The following is a 20,370-nucleotide window of genomic DNA, read 5'->3' on the forward strand; positions in this document are numbered from 1 at the left end:
CGGTGCCGTCCGCGCCTGAAAAACTTGAGCGGACGAGGTGACCGTGGCGCGCGGAAGCGGCATTAGGGACGGCATGCCTTTTCCCATCGACGCGGTCCGCGCGCGCTTTCCCGCCCTGTCCGTCCCCGACCGGGTGTATTTCGACGCGCCGGGCGGCACGCAGGTCTGCGGACAGGCGATCGCGCGGATGGTGCGGCATCTGGAGACGGGCACCGCCAATTCGGGCGGGTGCTTCGCCACTTCGCGCGACACCGACGAGCTCAGCGACGAGGCGCACGCGGCGGTCGCCGATCTGCTGGGCGGCGAGCCGGGCGAGATCGCGTTCGGGGCGAACATGACGAGCCTGACGTTGGCGGTGAGCCGGTCGTTGGCACGGTGCTGGACGGCGGGCGACGAGCTGGTGGTGACGCGGCTCGATCACGACGCCAACGTCGCGCCGTGGCTGCAGGTCGCGGCCGACCGTGGGATGGAAGTCCGCTGGATCGACTTCGACCCGGCGATCGGACGGCTGAGTTTGGACACCCTTCCGGAGCTGCTGAGCGACCGCACCCGACTGGTGGCCGTCGGCGGTGCGAGCAATGCGCTGGGCACCGTCAACGACGTGGCGGAGGTCGTGCGCACGGTGCGCGCCCATTCGGATGCGCTGGTGTTCGTCGATGCGGTGCAACTCGCGCCGCATCTGCCCATCGACGTGCGCGAGCTGGGGTGCGACCTGCTCGCCTGTTCGCCCTACAAGCTGTTCGGGCCGCATCAGGGCGTGCTGTGGGGTCGAGCCGAGCTGATGGCCGGGCTGGAGGCGTACAAGGTCCGCCCCGCATCGATCGATCCGCCCGCGCACCGGTTCGAGACGGGGACGCCGTCTTTCGAGGGGCAGGCGGGCGTGCTCGGATCGATCGAGTATCTGGAATGGCTGGGCGAGGAGATCGCGCCCGGCGCGAACGGGCGGCGCGGACGGTTGCTCGCCGCGATGCGCGGGATCGCGGGCTATGAGGAGGGGCTGAGCGCGCGGATGCTGGACGGGCTGGCGAGCGTTCCGGGCCTGCGACCGTGGGGCCCGCCGGGAATCGAGGGACGCGTGCCGACCTTCGCCTTTACGATCGCGGGGCACCGGCCCGAGGCGGTGGCGGCGCATCTGGCGGCCTGCGGCATCTTCGCCTGGTCCGGGCATTTCTACGCGGTCGAGGCGGTGCGGCGACTAGGGCTGGAAAACGCGGGCGGGCTCGTGCGGGTGGGCCTGTGCCACTACAACACCGCGGACGAGGTGGACCGGTTGGTCGCGGCGCTGCACGCGCTCTAGTCGCCGGGCCGATAGCGGCGCGTCACATGCCCCCACAATTCCTCCGGGTGGAAATAGACGGGGCGCAGACGGCCGCCCGCATAGCGTTCGGCCTGGTCGGCGAAGTGCGGCGAGCCCGGGTCGCCGCTCTGCCCGCCCGCCGAGACGGCGCGCGCGGTGACGCGCGGGCCGAACTCGACCGCCGCGACGAAGCTGTTGCCGAGCGTGCCGTAATAGCGCTTGGCTCCCGGCCAGGCCTTCGCCCCGAACGCGGCGAGCGACCCCCATTGTGCGGAGGTGAAGGGCACAGGGATGCTCGGCTCCGCGTCGTCGAACCGCTGGAGGCGGTCGCCGGTCAGGCGCTGGAATCGGTTGATCTCGCCCCAGGGTGTGCGCCACCCGCCGAAGTCGCGCGTGAGCCGGTCGACCGCCGCCTGCAACGCTGAGAGCTGGACGTCGGCGGGTGCGCGCGCCGCGAGCTCGTACCGGGCGAGGCCGACGGGCGGGTCGGGCGCGGCGGTCGCGGCCCACAGCGCCTCGGCCCAGAATACCGCGAGCGAGGTCTCGGTCGAGGCGGCGGCCCAGCGGCGATCCCAGGCGCGCAAGGACGCCACCGGATCGGCGAGCCCCGCGCGGCGGGGGTCATCGGGCACGAGCGCGTCGTGCGCGGCGAAGAGTGCGGGCAGCAGGATGTCGAAGGCGGGTAGCGCGGGGTCGTAGGCCAGGTTGATCAGGCCGGGCAGCGTCACTGCCTTGGCCCGGCCCAGCAGCGCCAGCGCGTGCAGGCCGCGCGGGTTCTCGCCGAAGCCGTCCATATAGCGGGGATATGCGGCGGCGCGCGGCGAGTCGGCTCCCGCAGCGCTCCAGGGATGGTTGTTCGTGTTGACGACCCAGCCTGCGCGCGGGCTCACGATGCGCGGCAGTTCGCCGAGCGCATGGAGTCCGCCCCAGTCGGCGGCGGGGTCGGTGCCGTCCACGGGCTTGGTATAGTCGAAGCGCACGTCGCGGCGGGGCACGAACTGCGGCAGCAGGAGCGCGGTGGTCCCCCGCGCGTCGGCGAACAACGTGTTGTTGGACGAGTTGGCCTGCGCCCGCGCGACGCGGACGAAGGCGTCGTAATCGCGGGCCTTGGTGCGCTCGTAGCTTTGAGTGAGCGCGGCGACCGGCTTGTGCATCAGCGCGGTGGCGATCCAGCGGCCGTTCTCCGCGCGGGTGATCGGCCCGTGGTGCGTCCGATACGTGGTGAAGCTGCGCGTGGCGAGCGTGCCGTCGGCGGCGCGGTATCGCAGCGTCACGGGGCGAGTCTCGACCGCGCGCTCGGCACTGCCATGGCGGTAGGATATGCGGCCGCCCTGGCGCACGATTTCCTCGGCGAACTCGTCCACCGCGTCGACGCCGCTGGTGGTGTGCATCCAGCCCGCCGTCTCGTTCCAGCCCTGATAGATGAAGAACTGGCCCCAGGTCGCCGCACCATAGGCGTTCAGCCCCTCGCCGCTCGTCACCTGCTGCTCCGCGCGGAAGAAGAAGGAGGTATGCGGGTTGATGAGCAGCAGCGGATGGCCGCTCGCCGACAGCGTCGGCCCGATGGCGATGCCGTTGGAGCCGCTCGGCTCGGCGGCGACGAGCCCGCGCTCGCGCGGCGTCCAGGCCACCTCGCGGCGGTCGTAGAAGGCCTGGAGCTGCGACAGCGGCACACGCTCGACGTCGCCGCCGATGCTCCCCTCGGTGAAGGACAGCGCCATCCAAGGCTCGAACCGGGTGAGGACGCGCGGGCGCACCTCCGGATGCTTGGCGAGATAATGGTTCAGCCCATCGGCCCAGGCGATCGTCAGGCGGCGCAGCCGGGCGGGCGCACGGTCGTGCTCGCGGCGCAGTTCGTCCGGGTCGTTCCATAGCCGCGCGCGCAGGTCTGCCCACAGCGCCGCCTCGCCCTCCGCCTCCGCCGTGCGGCCGAGCGCGGTCAGATAGTTGGCTTCGATCCGCGGGAAGTCGTCTTCCGCCTGCGCGTACATCATGCCGAACACCGTATCGGCGTCGGTGCGACCCCGGATATGGGCGATGCCCCAATCGTCGCGGGTGATCGTTACGTCGCGCGGCGCGACGGCCTGCGCGAGGGCCGGTCCCGCGACGGCGACCAGGGCGGTCAGGAGAAGCGGGCAGAGCGCCGCGCCGAGTTCCAATGGTCGAGACCGCGCTCGATGCGAGCCGCGATCCGGCCTTTCGGGACATACGGCATGGCGGCTCCGATCTCGAAAAGTTGACACTGGTTGACACGTGATCGCGGCTCCGACGTCGCCCAGTCTCGTGGAGCGAATCGGGTGGCAGCTCGCGCCGTTGTAGGACAGGCCTATTTTCGCCCCCGGCGAAAGTGCCGCGCCAGCGTCCGCGCGATCAGCAGCGTGTCGGGGCGGACGGGGGTGTCGGGCGTGTTGCCCAGCCGGACGATCACGACGCCGCGGCCCGAGCCGCTGTCGGGGGACACGGTGACGTGCTGGCCCAGATGCCCCTCCGCGCTGGCGACGGTCGCGGGCGCGCCGGGAAACATCGGGCGGGTGCCCGGACGCGCGCGGTTGAGCCAAGTCTGACCGCCATAGCCGGGGTCGGTCGCGGACGGTGTCTTCATGAAGGCGAGCCAATCCGGCGCGATCACGCGGCGTCCGGCGAGGCTGCGCCCGTCGAGCAGCAGGGTCCCGAACCGTCCCCAATCGGGGAGCGTCATATGGAGGAGCGAGCCGCCGACCTGCGTGCCCGCGCCGTCGAACTCCAGAAACGCGCTGCGGATGCCCGCGGGCGCGAACAGGCGCTCGGTCGCGAAGCGGCGATAGGCCTTGGCACGCGCGCGCGGATCGGGGCTGGGCGTCAGCGCGCAGGTGACGATCTCCGACAGGATGACCGAGGTGAGCGAGCTGTATTCGAACCTGCTCCCCGGGCGGACCTCCAGCGGCTGCGCGATCGCGCGCGCGGCCATGTTCCCGGTGCCGCCGGCGAACAGCACTTGGTTGGTGTCCGAATTCTCGACCGGCCGGCCGACCTCCGTATGATGCAGCCCCGACGACATGGTCAGGAGGTGGCGGAGCGTGATGCCCCCGCGCGGATCGCCCGCACCGCGCCATTCGGCAACCGGCGCGGGCGCGTCGAGCGTCAGGCGCCCGTCGGCGACGAGCGCGCCCACGAGCATCGCGGTCACGGTCTTGTTCATCGACCAGCTGATGAAGCGGTTTCCGTCCCCATAGCCCGGTGCGTAGCGCTTGGCGGCGATCCGACCGTTATCAAGGATCAACACCGCGCGCGTGTCGCCCTGTCCGGGAGCGAAGAACGGGGCGGTTATCGGGTCGGCTCGCGGCGGGATATCGGCGCTCGACCCGGTAGCGAGCCACGCCAGAATGGCGGCGAGGAGGACGCTTCCCTTGCGCATGCACGGAGCCTAAACTTCGGTTTTATGAAAGCAAGACGAGCGATCGGGATCGGGGGGCCGGTGGCGCTGCTGGCGACGTTAGGCGGCGCGGTCGCCTATGCCGACCGGATGCGGCCGCAGCTGGAACTGGGCGTGGGCTACGCCGCGCGGGTCGGGTGCGCCTGCCGGTATATCGGCGGCCGCGCGATCGGCGGCTGCCCCGCCGACTTCGAGCCCGGCATGGAGCTGATCCGACTGACCGACGATCCCGCCGCCAAAGCTGTTACGGCGTCGGTGCCGCTTCTGGTGAGCAGGACCGCACGCTTCGATCCGCTTCTGGGATGCCAGCCCGACCCGCTCTAGACGCGGCGGCGAAGCTCGATGATCATTTCGGCCAACTCGGTCGGCGCGTCCTCCTGAAGAAAGTGCCCACCGCCTGCGATCGTGCGGTGCGGCTGGTCCGCGCAGCCGGGAACCCGTGTCTGGAACACGCGCTCGCCGCCCGCGGTGATCGGGTCGGCGTCGCTGAAGCAGGTGACGAACGGCTTGGTCCAACGCTCCAACACGGCCCAAGCGGCCTTGTTCTCCGCGACCGACGCGTGCTCCGGCGTGAGCGGGATGAGCAGCGGAAAGGCGCGCGCGCCCGCCTTGTAGGTCTCGTCCGGGAACGGCGCGTCGTAGGCGGCGACTTCCGCGTCCGTGAGTGTGCGACCGGACGCGCCCTGCAGGATGCCGCCGATCGGCAGTTCCGGCACGGCTTGGCTGAACCGGATCCAGGACGCGACCGCGTCGGACATGCCCTGGCCGTCGGGCAGGCCGGTATTGCCCGCGATTACGCCCGCGAACAGATCGGGCCGCGCCGCCACGAGCCTGAGCCCGATCAACCCGCCCCAATCCTGGCAGAACAGCACGACGTCCGACAGGTCGCGGGCATCCAGCCATTCGAGCATCCAGGCGACATGGTTCTCGTAAGTGTAGGCGTTCCGGTCGGCAGGTTTGTCCGACCGGCCGAAGCCGATCAGGTCGGGCGCGAGCACGCGGGATCCCGCGTGGACGACGGGCGGGATCATGCGGCGGTACAGATACGACCAGCTGGGTTGGCCGTGCATCATCAGCACGACCGGCGCGTCCGCCGGACCTTCGTCGAGATAGTGGAGCCGCAAGCCCTCGCCGACCTCGTGATAGCGGGGCGTGTAGGGATAGCCCGGCAGGTCGGCGAAGCGGTGGTCGGGCGTACGCAGGACGTGCATGGGTGTGCTCCTCCGAAGGTCGGGCCGGAGCCTAACGGCCCGTTTCGCCAGCGCCAGACGGCGCGCGAGGGAACGCACGCCGCACGGGTCACGTTAGGCACGTGATGGAAGATGTTACCGGCTGGGTCGCGCTCGTGGCGACGTGCACCGCGGCGTTGATGACGGCCGCCAATCTCGGCGCGCGCATCACCGGCTGGGGCTTCGTGGTATTCACCGTCGGCTCGATCAGCTGGTCGATCCTGGGGATGGTCACCGGCCAGCAGCAGCTGCTGCTTTCGAACGTGTTCCTGACGGCGGTGAACCTGCTCGGGATCTGGCGGTGGCTGGGGCGACAGGCCAGGTTCGGCGACGGTGGCAGGCGCGCGATGAAGCGGTCGGAGCGGACGGAGGGGCCAAGCCTCCTATCCGCCTGCACCTTGGTGTCCGCGCCCATCACCGACCTCGACGGCGATCGGATCGGATCGGTGGTGGACGTGATGCTGAGCCGCGACGGGCGGGGTATCGTCTATTTGGTGGCAAGCCGGGGCGGCGTCGGCGGCTTGGGCGAGGAGCTGCACCCGCTTGACCCGGACGCGGTCGAGCTGACGCCCGGAGGGGTGGTGGCGCAGCTATCGGCGGCCGAGTTCGCCGCTCTCCCGGTACTGGAAGCGGACCGCTGGCCGAGCGCGCTGCCGGTGGCGGCGCGCTATCCGCCGCACCGCGGACCGCGACTGGCGATGGCGAGCTAGAGCCCCTCCCCGCCGACCCACTGCGCGTTCGACAGCCTGCGCGCCAGGTTCCAACTCTGCCAGCGGATGTCGGGCACCGCGACGATCTCCCACACGCCGCCGCGCGTCATGGGGCCGATCGCGTGGAGGCGGTCGGACACGTCCCCGCTCCGGCCCACGATCCGCGACTGCGCGTCGACATCCAGGCCGAGCCGCAGGGGGTCGGGCCGGATCGCGCCGACATCGAGCAGGCGGCGGAGCAGCGGCTCGCGGGAGCGGAGCAGGTCGCCCTGCGGTCCGGTGCAATTGACGATCCGCGCGGCGCGGGTCTCGACGACCTCGTTCGTCCCGCGCGGACGCCAGCGCAGCGTCGCGCCGCGCTCTTGCGTTTCGATCCCGACGGGCTTGCCGCCCGCGAAGGTCAACCGCCCCTCGCTCACCAGCGCGTCGATCCGGTCGGCGATGGCGGGGGCCAGCCGGTGGCGGTGTATGTCCCAATAGGGACGGGCATGGCGCAGGAAGCGCGCTCGCTCGGGCCCGGTCGCCGCGCCCCACATGATGTGCGTCATCGGGCGCAGCTCGTCGACCGCGGTGCGCCAGCCCGACGCGGCCGCGCGCGCGCGGACATGCGCGACGACCCCCGACAGCGGGCCGGACGGACGTTCTAGCACGGGATCGCAGTGCGGCAGGCCGTCCTGGTGACGATGCGGCGCGAGGCCACGGCGCGAGAGCGCGAGGATGCGCCCCCCGAAACCGCCCGCATCGAGCAGCAGCGCGGCGTCAACCGCGGTCAGGCCCGTGCCCACGAGGACCACCGTGTCGTCATCGGTCAATCCGTCGCCGATATCGGCAGCCCACGGATCCGCGCTATAGCAGGAGGACGGCAGCGCGTCCGCGCCGAGGCCGGGCGGGTCGTGCGGCGGCAGGTTGCCGACCGCGAGCACCGCCACGTCGCCCGCGATCGCGGCACCGTCGGCCAGCGTCACCGCCACCCCCTGGCCGTCATGCGCCAGATCGACCGCCTCGCCCTCGATCAGTCGCAGCCGGCCGGGCGCGCGCTCGCACGCCGCGCCGAGCATTTCGTGCAGATAAGCGCCGTAGGTGGTCCGGGGCACGAAGCTGGTTCGGCCGCCTTCGCCCCGCGCCCCCAGCCAGCGGACGAAATGGTCGGGCTCGTCGGGCAGCGCGCTCATGTTGCCCGCGCGGACGTTGAGCAGGTGGCTCGGATGCGCGGCGCTATAGGCGACGCCGCGCGCGACCTGCAACGGGCGGCGCTCGATCAGCGTCGCGCGCGGTCCCTCGTGACGCAGCAGGTTGATCGCCAGCAGCGTGCCGGAAAAGCCGCCGCCGACGATCAGCACGTGATCGCCCGGCTTCGCGATGCGGGGGGCGATGCGCGCCCCTATGCATACCGGCGCGTTCACAGATCGAGCTCGCTCATCTCGACGACGCGGCGCTCGCGCGCACTCAACTCGGCCGCGATACCGATCGCGACCGCCATCAGCCCATCATGCGCAGTCACTTGGACCGGCCCGTCCCCGCGCACCGCGGCGGCAAAGGCGCGGTGCTGGTAGAAGGTCGCGCCGTGGTGCGATCCGGCGTCGAGCGCGGCGCGGTCGACCTCGATATGCGTACGCTCGGGCGCTTTGGGCCCACGCCAGTCGACGCGCGGCGAGAAGACGAGGTCGCCCGGCGGGATCAGCACGTCCAACCGCGCACGGTCGCCGGTGGCCGACATCTCCTCCTGGTGCGCCGCGCCTTCGGCGAACATGCACAGATCGAGCATCGCACGCGTTCCGTTCGCGAAGTCGACGGTGGTGAAGCTGTTGTCGATGATGTCGGGCCGCTCTCCGCCATATTCCTCGTCCAGATGGTTCACGTCCATCGAACCCGAGCAATGGACCCGCACCGGCTCCGACCGGGTGATAAGCCGCATCAGATCGAGGAAATGGCAGCATTTCTCCACCATCGTCCCGCCGGTATTGCGGCTCAGCCGGTTCCAGTCGCCGACCTTGGGCAGGAACGGGAACCGGTGCTCGCGCATAGCGAGCATGCGGAGCGTCCCGATGCGGCCGCCATGCAGCTGCGCGATGAACTCGGCGGCGGGGGGCATGAAGCGGTATTCCATGCCGGTCCAGAACGGGCGCGGATGGGTCGCGGCGCGCTCGACGATCCAGCGCGCGTCGGCGAGCGTGGTGGCGAGCGGCTTTTCGCACAGGATCGCGACATCCTTGTCGAACAACCGCTCCAGCACCGCACGGTGGGTGTGGTTGGGCGAGGCTACGACCACCGCGTCGACCTGCGCCCCATCCGCGAACGCCTCGACCGTGTCGAACCGCGCGACGCCCTCCGCCCGGTCGCCGAGCGCCGTCGTCGCCCATTGCAGCGAAGCGGGAGTCGGATCGGCGACCGCGACGATCTCCGCGCCGGGCGTGATCAGGAGGTTGCGGAGGTGTTCGACCCCCATCATCCCCGTCCCCACCACGCCGTACCTGATCGGAGCTACCATCGTTACTCGCCCTATGTCATGACCCGTGCCATGACGACGATCCGCCCTTCACGCGAACCACGCCCGCTCGGCAAGAGCGAACTGACCGTATCGCCCATCTCCTGGGGCATGTGGCGGCTGGAGGGAACGGACACCGCCCCCGTCCGCGCGCTGATCGACGCTGCGTTCGAGGCGGGGATCACGCTCTTCGACACCGCCGACATATACGGTTTCGGCGGGCCGGGCTTCGGGACGGCGGAGGCGCTGTTCGGGCGGGCGCTGGCGGAGGACGCGTCCCTGCGCGACCGGATGGTGATCGCGACCAAGGGCGGGATCACGCCGCCCGCGCCCTACGATTCGAGCGCGGCATATCTGACGGCGGCGATCGACGCGTCGCTCGGGCGGCTGCGGATCGACGTGATCGACCTGTACCAGATCCACCGCCGCGACTTCCTGACGCATCCGCACGAGGTCGCGGGCGCGCTGACCCGCGCGGTCGAGGGGGGCAAGGTCAGGGCGCTCGGCGTGTCGAACCACGCCCCGGCCGAGCTGTCCGCGCTGCAGCGGTTCCTGGACGTGCCGATCGTGTCGACGCAGCCGGAGTTCTCGGCGCTCCAGGTCGCGTCGTTGTATGACGGCACGCTCGACCAGGCGATGGCGGACGACGTCGCGGTGCTCGCCTGGTCCCCGCTCGGCGGCGGGCGGCTGGTCGGGGGCGACACGCCCGCGGGCAGCCTGCTGGCGGAGCAGGGCTCGACCTACGGGGTGGACGGGACGGCGGCGGCGCTGTCGTGGGTCATGGCGCACCCGGCGCGGGTGATCCCGATCGTCGGGTCGCAGAACCCCGCCCGCGTCCGCGCGTCGGCGGACGCGTTCAAGGTCGAATGGACGCGCGAGCAATGGTACGCGGTGATGCAGGCGGGCACGGGGGAGAAGCTGCCGTGACGCCTTGCGAAATGTCGTGGTTCTCGGCGTTGTGCGATGACGATTACGAGTTTCTGGGCGTCCCCGACGATAAGCTGAAATCCAGCTGGGAGCATTGCCGTGACATCGCCATGCAGGCGGAGTCGGGCGGGTTCGACAACATCCTGCTGCCGTCGGGCTATCAGCTGGGCATCGACACCACCGCCTTCGCCGCCGCGATCGCGCCGATGCTCAAGCACATGCGGCTCCTCATGGCGGTTCGGATCGGGGAAAGCTGGCCGCCCCAGCTCGCGCGCCAGCTGGCGACGATCGACCGGATGCTAGGGGGACGGCTGACGGTCAACATCATCTCGTCGGACTTACCCGGCGAGAAGCTCGACAGCGAACCGCGCTACCGCCGGACCGTGGAGGCGATGCGGGCGCTCCGGACATTGCTGGACGGCCAGCATCTCGATCTCGACGGCGAGTTCTACAAGCTGAACGTCGATCCACCGCGCATCGGCACGGTGTCGGGCCGCTGCCCGCCCTTTTATTTCGGCGGCCTTTCGCCCGCCGCGCGCGAAGCTGCGGCCAAGGGCTGTGACGTCTATCTGATGTGGCCCGACACGATGGAGAGCGTGCGCGCGATCATGTCCGACCTCCGCGAACGCGCTGCGAAGCACGGCCGGACGTTGAAGTTCGGCTACCGCGTCCATGTCGTCGTCCGCGACACGGAGGCGGAGGCGCGGGCGGCCGCCGACCGGCTGCTGTCCAAGCTGGACGATGCCGAGGGCGCGGCGATCCGCGCGCGGTCGCTCGATGCGGCCAGCGCGGGCGTAGCGCGCCAGGCCGAGTTGCGCGAGGCGGCCGGGAACGAGGGGTATATCGAGGACAACCTCTGGACCGGCATCGGCCGTGCGCGATCGGGTTGCGGCGCGGCGATCGTCGGCGATCCCGACCAGGTGCTCGCCAAGCTGAACGCCTACCGCGCGGAGGGCATCGACGCCTTCATCCTGTCGGGATACCCGCACGCCGCCGAGGCCGACCTGTTCGCGCGCCACGTGCTCCCCCGGATCGAGCATGGACCGCTGATCCTGTGATCGCCCGCCTCCTGTGACGATCACCCCGGCGCGGCGCTGGACGCTCTATGGCCTGCTGTGTGTCGCCGGAATATTCAACGCGATGGACCGCCCGGTCATCGCCATCCTGAAACCCGACATCTCCGCCGATCTGGGCTGGACGGACGCGCAGTTCGGCGAGCTGGCTGCCGTCACCCAATTCGCCGCCGCGCTGTCGTTCCTGTTTACTGGCTGGATGATCGACAAGCTAGGCGTCCTCCGGTCGGTGATCGTGGGCGTCACTGCCTGGAGCATTGCGGCGATGGCGCATGGCTGGGCGCGGTCGGGCGCCCAAGTGGTTGCCGCCCGCCTGGGGCTGGGCGCGACGGAGGCGGTGCAGACGCCGCTGTCGATCAAGACCGTGGCGACCCTGTTCGCACCCGCTCGCCGTTCCTTCGCGATCGGGCTGGGCACCGCGATCGCGGGCGCGGGCACGATCCTGATGCCGTTCGGCGTGCCCGTTCTGGCGGCGACGGTCGGCTGGCGGGGAGCGCTGGTGTTCGCGGGCGTCGGCGGGTTCGTGACGCTGGGCGCGTGGCTGGTCGCCGCGCGCGGCATCCGGTTCGACGACCGCGCCGAACTCGCGGATGCCGACTATTCGGATGACGGCCGGCCTTATGGCCCCATCCTGTCCGATCGGCGCACCTGGGCGATCGTGATCGCCAAGGCGATTTCGGACTCGACCTGGTGGCTCCTGAATTTCTGGCTGCCCGACTTCTACCGGCGCGAATATGGGCTCTCCACCGCCGAGCTTGCGGTGCCGCTGGCGATCGCGTTCGCCGGTTCGGGCGGCGGCGCGTTCCTGGCGGGGTGGATTTCCACCCGGCTGATCGAGCGCGGCTGGGCGCCGGCGCGGGTGCGGCGCACCGTCATGCTCGTCTCCGCGCTGATCGTGCTGCCCGTGCCTTTGGTGCTTCGGCTTGACAGCTTCTGGCCGGTGTCGATCATGATGGGGCTCGTCCTGGCGGGGCACCAGGGCTTTTCGCTCAGCCTGTTCTCCGTCATCACCGACGTCGTGCCGCGCGCCAAGGTCGGGCGGGTGACCGCTTTCGGGTCGTTCTGCGGCAATATCGGCGGCATGGGCGTGGTGTACGCCACCGGTCTCGTGCTGACGGCGGGTCTCGGCTATCAACCGCTATTCGCCTTCGCGGCGGTGTCGTACCTGTTGGCATATGGATGGTTTCGGCTGGTCATGCCGCGTTCGGGCCCCGCATCCAGGTTGGCGGTGGGGTAGCGCTTCTTTGTTCACCCGCGACAGGTGGGGAGCTAGGACGCGCAAGTCAGACGGGGAGAGAGCATGAAAACGACCACGAGCCTGATCGCGGCGCTGCTGGCCACGACCGCCGCGCCGGTCGTCGCGCAATCGGCCGCCGAGACGCAGGCGACCGGGCCGACCACCGCGCCCGACGAGACCACCTCGACCACACCCGCCGACATCGTCGTCACCGCGCAGAAGCGCGAGCAGCGGCTGCAGGACGTCCCGATCGCCGTCACCGTCATCTCGGGCGAGGCGATCGCGGCGTCGGGCGCGGTCAATATCGAGAACGCGCAGTATCTCGTCCCTACCCTCAACTTCCGCAAATCGGGCACCGCGATCAACCAATCGCTGTTCCTGCGCGGGGTGGGCACCTCGACCTTCTCGATCGCGGGCGAGCCGTCGGTGTCGACGGTGGTCGACGGCGTCGTTTTCAGCCGCGCGGGCGAAGCGTTCAGCGACCTGATCGATATCGAGCGGATCGAGGTGCTGCGCGGGCCGCAGGGCACGCTGTTCGGCAAGAACGCGTCGGCGGGCGTGGTCAACATCGTCACCAAGCGCCCGGGCGAGACGCTCGGCGGCTATGTCGAGGGCGGCTTCTTCACCGGCAACGGCGACGAATACCGCACGCGCGTGGCGCTCGACCTACCATTGGGCGACATCGTGCGCAGCCGCTTCACCGGCTTTTACGGGACGTATCAAGGCAACATTCGCAACGACGTGTATGGCAACCGCGTCAACGGATACGAACATTACGGCGTGCGCGGGATCGTCCTGGTCGAGCCGACGCCCGACCTGACGCTGACCTTCATCGGCGACTACCGCGAGTCGGACGACGATTGCTGCGGCGAGGTGATCGGCACTGCGCCCGCCGGGCCGGTCGCGGGCGCGCTGCCGACCCCGCGCGGCGACCGGACGCGGCGGCTCGCGCAGGACCTGATCACCCGCACGACAGAGAAGAGCTGGGGCGGGTCGTTTCAGGTCGACGCGACGCTCGGCGAACAGACGGTGACGGCGATCACGTCGTACCGCGAATACGATAACCGCGAGATCCGCGACGGCGACTTCCTGCCGCAGGCGTTCGTGGACCAGTTGCAGGTGCCGCGAATGCCGCCGGTGCCGGGTCGTCAGAACCTGAATCAGCTGCACGACGATGGCCCGCAGGTATCGGACACCTTCACGCAAGAGGTGCGGATCACCTCGCCGGCGAACCAGTTCTTCACCTATACCGTGGGTGCGTTCTATTCGCGCGCCTTCACCGAGCGGACCTTCACGCGCCGCGACGTGGTGTGCGACGCTGATCCACGCCCCGCGATGCTGGTACCTTGCGGCTCCCCGGGAGCGCCGCCCTCGACTTTCCCGAGCGGCACGGCGAATTTTGGGTCGACCTTCAAGAACCTTGCCTTCTACGGCCAGGGCGAGCTGAACCTGACCGATCGGCTGCGGCTGATCGGCGGCGTCCGCTACACCAACGACGAGTTGTCCGTCTTCCACCAGCGCGTGACCACGCTGGCGGGGCCTGGCATCCAGGCCGGCTTCGGGCCGTTCCGGGGCAAGACCACCAACGACAACTGGTCGGGCAAGGCGGGCGCGCAGTTCGACCTCGCGCCGGCCGCGACCGCCTACGCCTCTTGGACGCGCGGTTATAAGGGTCCCGCCTTCAACGTGTTCTTCAACCTAAACGCGACGGGCACTAACCCGATCGAGCCGGAAACGGCCGACAGCTACGAGGGCGGGCTCAAGACCACCTTCCTGGACGGACGGTTGGTGCTGAACGTCGCAGGTTATTATGCGAAGTACGACAATTTCCAGGCGAACAACCCCGACCTCGTCGCGGGCGTGCTCGTCACGCGCTTCACCAACGCGGGCGAGATATCGACGCGCGGCGGCGAGCTCGACCTGCTGTTCCGGCCCGTGCCCGACCTGAACCTGTCGGGCGGCGTCGCGTATACCGACGCCAGGGTGGACCGGTTCCGTGTCCCCACCAACGGCGTTACGACGGGCGTGATCCCGGCCGGCACGCGGCTGGGCTACGCTCCCAAATGGAAGGGGTCGCTGGCCGCCGACTACCGCATCCGCACCGGCGGCGCGGTCGATTTCGGGTTGGGTGCGGACGCGGCGTACCAGTCGAGCCAGCTGGCGCAGTTCGACGCCAACCCGGCCATCCGCGCGGCGACGACGATCCGCGGCTACGGCCTGGTCAACCTCGCCGCCTCGGTGATCGAGGCGAACGACCGGTTCAAGCTGACCGCGCAGGTCCGCAACCTGTTCGATGAAAGCTTCGCCGCGTCGATCACGAGCGGCGGGCCGGGCGGCGCGTACCGCTACATCATCCCGCGCGAGGCGGACCGGTATTACGGGCTTACGGGCCGGGTGAACTTCTGAGGCTTGTCCTCCCCCGGGGGGGGGAGATGGCGCGCCGAAGGCGTGACGGAGGGGTAGCTCTCGACATAGCTAAGCCTGACCCCGTCGAGAGCTACCCCTCCACCATTCGCGTGAAGAACGCGAACGGTCCCCCTCCCCCTCCGGGGGAGGAATAGGAGTCAGGGCAGCGCGCGCCGGACGGCCGGCAGCATCCGCGCGACCACCAGCCCGACGCCGCGCGCGTTGGGATGGAGGCCGTCGGCCTGGAACAGCGCGCGGTTCCCTGCGACGCCCTCGCCCAGGAACGGATAGAGTGGGACACCGTGCCGCCGCGCGACGCGCGCGTAGATCCCGTCGAAACGGCGACGGTAGTCGGGGCCGAGATTAGCGGCCGCGCGCATGCCCACCAGCAGCACGGGAATGCGCCGCCGCTTGAGCTCGACGACGATGCGGTCGAGATTGGCCTCGACCTGCGCAGGGGGCAGCCCGCGCAGCATGTCGTTCGCGCCCAACTCGACCAGCACGAGGTCGGGCCGTACGCCCAACCCCCGCAGACCCCACAGGAGCCGCGCCCTCCCTTGCGCCGCCGTGTCGCCCGACACGCCGCCGTTGCGCACCTCGGCGGCGACCCCGGCGCGGCGGAGCGCACCCTGGAGCTGCGGCGCGAAGCCCTCGCGCGGCCGCAAGCCGTATCCGGCGAACAGGCTGTCGCCGAACGCCCAGATCAGCGGCCGCTCGGGCGAGGCCGCCGCCGCGCTCGGCAGCGCAAACAATGCTGCGCCCGGAAGCATCAGCAGCGCCGCCAAGTGGACAAGCCGGCCCCACGTCCCATATCGCGTCACCAGTGACCTCCCCGTTCCGACCATTGCCCCCAGTTAGCGCCGTCATCGACGCGCGCAACGTCACCCTCACGCTCGGTCGTCCGCCCGCCAGCGTGGAGGTGTTGCGCGGCGTCACGTTGTCGGTCGACCCGGGAGAGACGGTGGCGCTGCTCGGCCCGTCGGGATCGGGCAAGTCGTCTTTGATGGCCGTCCTGTCGGGGCTCGAGCGGCCGACCGGCGGATCGGTCGAGGTGACGGGGCTCGACTTCGCGGCGCTCGACGAGGACGCGCTGGCGGTGGCCAGGCGCGGGCGCATCGGCATCGTGCTCCAGGCGTTTCACCTGCTCCCGACGATGACCGCGCTGGAGAATGTCGCGGTGCCGCTCGAACTCGGCGGCGCGCCGGACGCGTGGGCGCGCGCGGAGGCGGAGCTCGACGCGGTCGGCCTGGCGCACCGGTTGACGCACTATCCCGCGCAGCTTTCGGGCGGCGAGCAGCAGCGCGTCGCGGTCGCGCGCGCGCTGGCACCCCGCCCCACCCTCCTCTTCGCCGACGAGCCGACGGGCAATCTCGACACCGCCACGGGCGCGGAGGTGATGGACCTGCTGTTCGCGCGCGGTCGCGACGCGGGGTCGACGCTGTTCGTCATCACCCACGATCCGAACCTCGCGGCGAGGTGCGCGCGGGTGATCACGCTGGGCGACGGGCGGATCGTGTCGGATACGACCGCCCGATGAGGCTGGCCTGGACGCTGGCGCTCCGCGATTTGCGGCGAAGCGGCCGGGGGCTGGTGCTATTGGGGCTATGCCTGTTCCTGGGCACCGCCGCGCTGGCGGGGATCGGCAGCGTGTCGGCGAGCATGCTGGCCGCGCTCGCGACGCAGGGGCGCACGTTGCTGGGCGGCGACCTGGAGCTGCGCGTGTCGCAACGCCGCGCCACCGTCGAGGAAGCGGCTGCCTTCGCGTCGCTCGGCCGCATGTCGGAGTCGGTGTCGATGCGCGCCATGGCCGAACCCTCGGACGGCGAACCGGCGCTGATCGACCTGAAGGCGGTGGATGCGCGCTGGCCGCTGGTCGGGCGCTTCGCCGTCGAGCCCGGCGCGAGCGCGCCGCGCCCGAGCGGCGACGGCGTGATCGTCGGGCGCGCGCTCGCCGACCGCCTGCGTCTGCGCGTCGGCGATCCTTTGCGCATCGGCGTGGCGCGCTTCCGGGTGGCGGGCGTGATCGCGACGGAGCCCGACGGCCTGGGCGAGGGCTTCAGCCTGGGGCCGCGCGTGCTGGTCGACCTGCCCGCGCTCGACCGGACGGGACTGGTCCAGCCCGGCAGCCTTTACACCAGCCGTTACCGCGTCGTCCTGCCCCGCCCAGAGCGCGCGAGCGCACTCGGCGAGGCGGCGACGCGGCGCTTTCCGAATGCGGGCTGGTCGGCGCGCACGTCCGAGGACGCCGGCGGCGGCTTAAGGCGAGGCATCGGCCAGCTCGGGCAGTTCCTGCTGCTCGTCGGGCTGGCCGCGCTCGCCATCGCCGGGGTCGGAGTGGGCAGCGGCGTGTCGGCCTACCTGGCGGGCAAAACCCGCGTGATTGCGACCTTGAAGGTCTTGGGGGCCAAGTCGGGGCTGATCGCGACAACTTTCCTCATCGAACTCGGCTTGGTCGCGGGCGCGGGCATCGGGGCGGGGCTGCTGATCGGCGCGGCGACCCCGGCGATCGTCACCGCGCTGGCGGGCGACGCGTTGCCGATCGCGCCGCGCGCTGGGCTGTACCCCGCTCCGCTCCTGCTCGCCGCCGCGCTCGGCGTCATCGTGACGTTGCTGTTCGCGCTCCCTGCGCTCGCCCGCGCTCGCGCGGTGCCCGCCGCGACGCTGCTTCGCGGCGCGGTCGCCCAGCGCCGCCTGCCCCCGCTCCGCACGCTCGGCGCGATGGCGCTGCTGGCGGCGGGACTCGTCGCGCTCGCCGTGCTGACCGCGAGCGACCGGCGGCTGGCGGCTTGGTTCACGGCCGGGGTGGCGGGGCTGATCGTCGCGCTCTGGTTCGTCGGCTTGGGCGTCAAATGGCTGGCCGCCCGCGCGCCGCGTCCGCGCGGTACGCTGCTTCGGCTGGGGCTCGCGAACCTGCACCGACCCGGCGCGCAGACCGACCGGCTGGTGGTGGCGCTGGGTTTGGGCTTCTCGATCTTCGTGGCGCTCGCGGCGATCAATTCCTCGCTGGGCGACGCGATGCGATCGACCGCCCCCGCCAAGGCTCCGCGCTTCTTCGCGCTCGACCTCCAGCCCGACGATGCGCTCGCCTTCCGCACCGCCGTGACGCAAGCCGGCGGCGGGCGGATCGAGGTCACGCCCTCCTTGCGCGGTTCGATCGTCGCGTTGAAGGGCCGCCGCGTCGACGAGATGGGCGACCTGCCCGAGGGCGCGTGGGTGCTGCGCGGCGACCGCACCATCACCTGGTCGGCCACCGTCCCCCCGCGCAACGCGGTCAGCGCGGGCCGCTGGTGGCCTGCCGACTACCGGGGCCCGCCGCTCGTCTCGCTCGAGGGCCGCGCGGCCGAGGCGTTGGGGCTGAAGGTCGGCGACCGGATCACGGTGCTCGTGCTCGGCGTCGAGGTGCCGGCGACCATCGCCGCGCTGCGCACGATCGACTGGGGCGGGCTGGGGCTGAATTTCGCGATCGTCTTTTCCCCCGGGCTGATCGAGGAAGCGCCGCACGGCCTGCTCGCGTCGGTCTATTCGCAGCCCGCGAACGACGGCCGGGTCGCGCGCGTCGTGGCGCAGGCGTTGCCGTCGGTGACGCTGGTGCGGGTCGGCGACGTGATCGGGCAGATCGGCGAGCTGCTTGGCCGCATCGCCTTGGCCATCCGGATCGCGGCGGCGGCGACGATCGCGGCGGGGATCGCGGTGCTCGTCGGCGCGGTCGCCGCCTCCGCGCGCGCCAGGCGCGCCGACGCGGTGATCCTGAAGCTGCTGGGGGCGACGCGCGCGCAGGTGCTGGGCGCGCAGGCGATCGAATATGGGCTGCTGTCGCTGCTCCTCGCCGGGGTGGCGCTGGCGGTCGGGCTCGGCGCGGGATGGTTCACCGTGACCCGGGTGTTCGAGTTGCCCTTCGCGCCCGATGCCTGGGCGATCGCCGGAACGCTGGCGGCCGCGACCGGGGTGACGATGGCGGTGGGCGTGCTCGGCAATCTGGCCACCTTGCGCGTCCGTCCGGCGGAGGCTCTCCGGGAGGATTAGGTTCAGGCGGTGGTCTCGCCCATTTCGCGGCGGATCTGTTCCTCCTGCAGGTCGAGCTCCTCCGTCAGCAGCGTCAGCGCCGCTACGTCATGCTCCTCACGTCCGTCGATCAGCTTCGCACGCGCGGCCTCCAGAGCCTCAATCCGTAGACGGAGCCTCTGCGTCGCATGTTCGCGCTCGGGCTCGCGACCGTCTTCCACCGCGACCGCCTCGTCGACGCGCTCCTTATATTCCTGAATCAAATCAACCGCCGCCGCGCCGTGCTCCGGATGGTGGAGGTTGTCCTCCACCGCTTCCAGCGCGGCCTCCGCGACCTGACGCCGCGCGGCCATCTGTTCGGGTGCAGGCCCTTCGGCTTCGGGCTCGGTAACGCCCAAGCGGCGGATGAGCGGGCCGAGCGTGGTCCCCTGCACCACCAACGTCACGAAGATCGCGCAGATGGCGAGAAACAGGATGATGTCGCGCCCCGGGAAGTTCACGGGCAACGCCAGCGCCGCCGCCATGCTGACGACGCCTCGCATTCCCGCCCAGGAAATGACGGTCAGATGCGCCGCGGGCGGCATCGGATCGCGCTCGCGCAGGCGAGCGGACAGGCGGCGGGGCGCCCAGGCGATGAAGAAGACCCAGGCGAAGCGACTGACGATCAACGCCGCCGACGTGGCGAGCGCGAGCAGCCCGAGTTGCGACCAGTCGTACCGCTCCAGCCGCTCAACGATGCCACTCAGCTGTAGGCCGATCAACATGAAGACGAGGCTGGTCAGCACGAACTCGACGAACGACCAGACCGCCTTCGCCTCCAGCCGGGTGCGCGCGGTGAAGATGTGGTGCTGTTGTCGGCCGAGCACGAAACCGCAGACGACCACCGCGATCACGCCCGAGGCGTGAACCGTTTCCGCCGCGAAATAGGCGGCGAACCCGGCCAGGATGGCGGCGGTGATGTCGTGGAGCGTGTCGTCCAGCGCGACGAAGACCCACATGGCGAGCCGTCCGACCACATACCCGATCACCGCGCCGCCGATCGCCCCGCCCGCGAATGCGAGAGCAGTCTCTCCCCACTCGAACGTCCCGGCGATCGTCGCCGCCACCGCGACGCGGTACAGGACGAGGGAGGATGCGTCATTGAGGAGGCTTTCGCCCTCCAGCACCGTCACGACGGACTTGGGCGGTTTCAGGTCGCGGAGCACCGACGCGGCCGCGACCGCGTCGGGTGGCGCCAGGATCGCGCCGAGCGCGATCGCCGCACCCCAGGGAAGGTCGGGCACCAGCCATTTGGCGACGACCGCGACGAGGAAGGCGGAGAACAGCACCGCGCCGACCGCGAGCAGAAGGATGGGCCTCAGGTGGCTTTTGAAGGCGGAAAAGTCGGTGCGGTAGGCGCTCAACTGCAGCAGCGGTGGTAGGAACAGCGCCAGCGCCAGCTCGGGCTCGAGCTCAACGGGCGGCAGGCCGGGAACGAAGGCGAGCGCCATGCCCGCGAGCACCAGCGGCACCGCGAACGGCACGTCGAAGCGGCGCGCCAGATGCGCGAGCAGCAGGCACAGCGCCAATAGCCCGAGCAGGAGTTCGAATAT

16 protein-coding genes are annotated in these 20,370 nt (G+C 70.8%); 9 read left to right on the forward strand and 7 right to left on the reverse strand.

All coding sequences use genetic code 11. The annotated features are described in order from the left end of the window. The first annotated feature begins 73 nt into the window (after window positions 1-73). Entirely contained in the window at window positions 74-1,297 is a 1,224-nt protein-coding gene (locus ACFE7F_RS01170; RefSeq protein WP_375401994.1) for a cysteine desulfurase-like protein, read from the forward strand. Here ACFE7F_RS01170 and ACFE7F_RS01175 read toward each other — a convergent pair. Together ACFE7F_RS01175 and ACFE7F_RS01180 are read right to left on the reverse strand one after the other, a co-directional pair. Beyond that, window positions 1,294-3,456 (reverse strand): penicillin acylase family protein, encoded by a 2,163-nt coding sequence (locus ACFE7F_RS01175; protein ID WP_375401995.1) that lies wholly within the window; start codon window positions 3,454-3,456, stop codon window positions 1,294-1,296. The genes ACFE7F_RS01170 and ACFE7F_RS01175 overlap by 4 nt on opposite strands. 167 nt (window positions 3,457-3,623) lie before the next feature. Further along, a complete protein-coding gene (locus tag ACFE7F_RS01180; RefSeq protein ID WP_375401996.1) occupies window positions 3,624-4,691 on the reverse strand; it encodes a serine hydrolase domain-containing protein in 1,068 nt (355 codons plus the stop codon). A 24-nt stretch (window positions 4,692-4,715) separates the two neighbouring features. On the opposite strand from ACFE7F_RS01180, the gene ACFE7F_RS01185 reads away from it, so the two are divergent. Continuing rightward, window positions 4,716-5,033, forward strand: coding sequence for a hypothetical protein (locus tag ACFE7F_RS01185; protein WP_375401997.1), 318 nt, complete (start codon window positions 4,716-4,718; stop codon window positions 5,031-5,033). Here ACFE7F_RS01185 and ACFE7F_RS01190 read toward each other — a convergent pair. Continuing rightward, window positions 5,030-5,920, reverse strand: coding sequence for a haloalkane dehalogenase (locus ACFE7F_RS01190; RefSeq protein ID WP_375401998.1), 891 nt, complete (start codon window positions 5,918-5,920; stop codon window positions 5,030-5,032). The genes ACFE7F_RS01185 and ACFE7F_RS01190 overlap by 4 nt on opposite strands. Before the next feature lie 104 nt (window positions 5,921-6,024). On the opposite strand from ACFE7F_RS01190, the gene ACFE7F_RS01195 reads away from it, so the two are divergent. Next, window positions 6,025-6,648: a PRC-barrel domain-containing protein gene (locus ACFE7F_RS01195; RefSeq protein ID WP_375402030.1), complete on the forward strand. Its 624-nt coding sequence runs from the start codon at window positions 6,025-6,027 to the stop codon at window positions 6,646-6,648. Here the strand turns inward: ACFE7F_RS01195 and ACFE7F_RS01200 are convergent. Both ACFE7F_RS01200 and ACFE7F_RS01205 read right to left on the reverse strand, forming a co-directional pair. Beyond that, window positions 6,645-8,051, reverse strand: a complete 1,407-nt coding sequence (locus tag ACFE7F_RS01200) for an FAD/NAD(P)-binding protein (protein ID WP_375401999.1) — start codon at window positions 8,049-8,051, stop codon at window positions 6,645-6,647. The genes ACFE7F_RS01195 and ACFE7F_RS01200 overlap by 4 nt on opposite strands. Next, window positions 8,048-9,136, reverse strand: coding sequence for a Gfo/Idh/MocA family protein (locus tag ACFE7F_RS01205; protein ID WP_375402000.1), 1,089 nt, complete (start codon window positions 9,134-9,136; stop codon window positions 8,048-8,050). The genes ACFE7F_RS01200 and ACFE7F_RS01205 overlap by 4 nt, the downstream gene beginning before the upstream one ends. A gap of 30 nt (window positions 9,137-9,166) precedes the next feature. Here ACFE7F_RS01205 and ACFE7F_RS01210 point away from each other — a divergent pair, with 30 nt between their 5' ends. From ACFE7F_RS01210 to ACFE7F_RS01225, 4 genes are all read left to right on the forward strand, one after another. Next, complete coding sequence (locus ACFE7F_RS01210) at window positions 9,167-10,060, forward strand: aldo/keto reductase family oxidoreductase (RefSeq protein ID WP_375402031.1); 894 nt, start codon at window positions 9,167-9,169, stop codon at window positions 10,058-10,060. Window positions 10,061-10,071: 11 nt separating this feature from the next. Beyond that, window positions 10,072-11,118 (forward strand): LLM class flavin-dependent oxidoreductase, encoded by a 1,047-nt coding sequence (locus ACFE7F_RS01215; RefSeq protein ID WP_375402032.1) that lies wholly within the window; start codon window positions 10,072-10,074, stop codon window positions 11,116-11,118. A gap of 13 nt (window positions 11,119-11,131) precedes the next feature. Next, window positions 11,132-12,370 (forward strand): MFS transporter, encoded by a 1,239-nt coding sequence (locus ACFE7F_RS01220; RefSeq protein ID WP_375402001.1) that lies wholly within the window; start codon window positions 11,132-11,134, stop codon window positions 12,368-12,370. 63 nt (window positions 12,371-12,433) lie between these two features. Then, the gene (locus ACFE7F_RS01225; protein WP_375402002.1) at window positions 12,434-14,776 is read left to right on the forward strand and encodes a TonB-dependent receptor; all 2,343 of its coding nucleotides are present in this window, start codon (window positions 12,434-12,436) and stop codon (window positions 14,774-14,776) included. Between the two features lie 158 nt (window positions 14,777-14,934). On the opposite strand, the gene ACFE7F_RS01230 is transcribed toward ACFE7F_RS01225, so the two are convergent. After that, window positions 14,935-15,546 (reverse strand): arylesterase, encoded by a 612-nt coding sequence (locus ACFE7F_RS01230; protein WP_375402033.1) that lies wholly within the window; start codon window positions 15,544-15,546, stop codon window positions 14,935-14,937. A 74-nt stretch (window positions 15,547-15,620) separates the two neighbouring features. Here ACFE7F_RS01230 and ACFE7F_RS01235 point away from each other — a divergent pair, with 74 nt between their 5' ends. Together ACFE7F_RS01235 and ACFE7F_RS01240 are read left to right on the forward strand one after the other, a co-directional pair. Further along, window positions 15,621-16,313, forward strand: a complete 693-nt coding sequence (locus ACFE7F_RS01235; RefSeq protein ID WP_375402003.1) for an ABC transporter ATP-binding protein — start codon at window positions 15,621-15,623, stop codon at window positions 16,311-16,313. After that, window positions 16,310-18,799 (forward strand): ABC transporter permease, encoded by a 2,490-nt coding sequence (locus ACFE7F_RS01240; protein WP_375402004.1) that lies wholly within the window; start codon window positions 16,310-16,312, stop codon window positions 18,797-18,799. Before ACFE7F_RS01235 ends, ACFE7F_RS01240 begins: the two co-directional genes overlap by 4 nt. Before the next feature lie 2 nt (window positions 18,800-18,801). Here ACFE7F_RS01240 and ACFE7F_RS01245 read toward each other — a convergent pair whose 3' ends face one another. Further along, the gene (locus ACFE7F_RS01245) at window positions 18,802-20,346 is read right to left on the reverse strand and encodes a Na+/H+ antiporter (protein ID WP_375402005.1); all 1,545 of its coding nucleotides are present in this window, start codon (window positions 20,344-20,346) and stop codon (window positions 18,802-18,804) included. Window positions 20,347-20,370 lie beyond the last annotated feature (24 nt).

It is taken from the genome of uncultured Sphingomonas sp. (assembly GCF_964235535.1).
Classification (GTDB): domain Bacteria; phylum Pseudomonadota; class Alphaproteobacteria; order Sphingomonadales; family Sphingomonadaceae; genus Sphingomonas.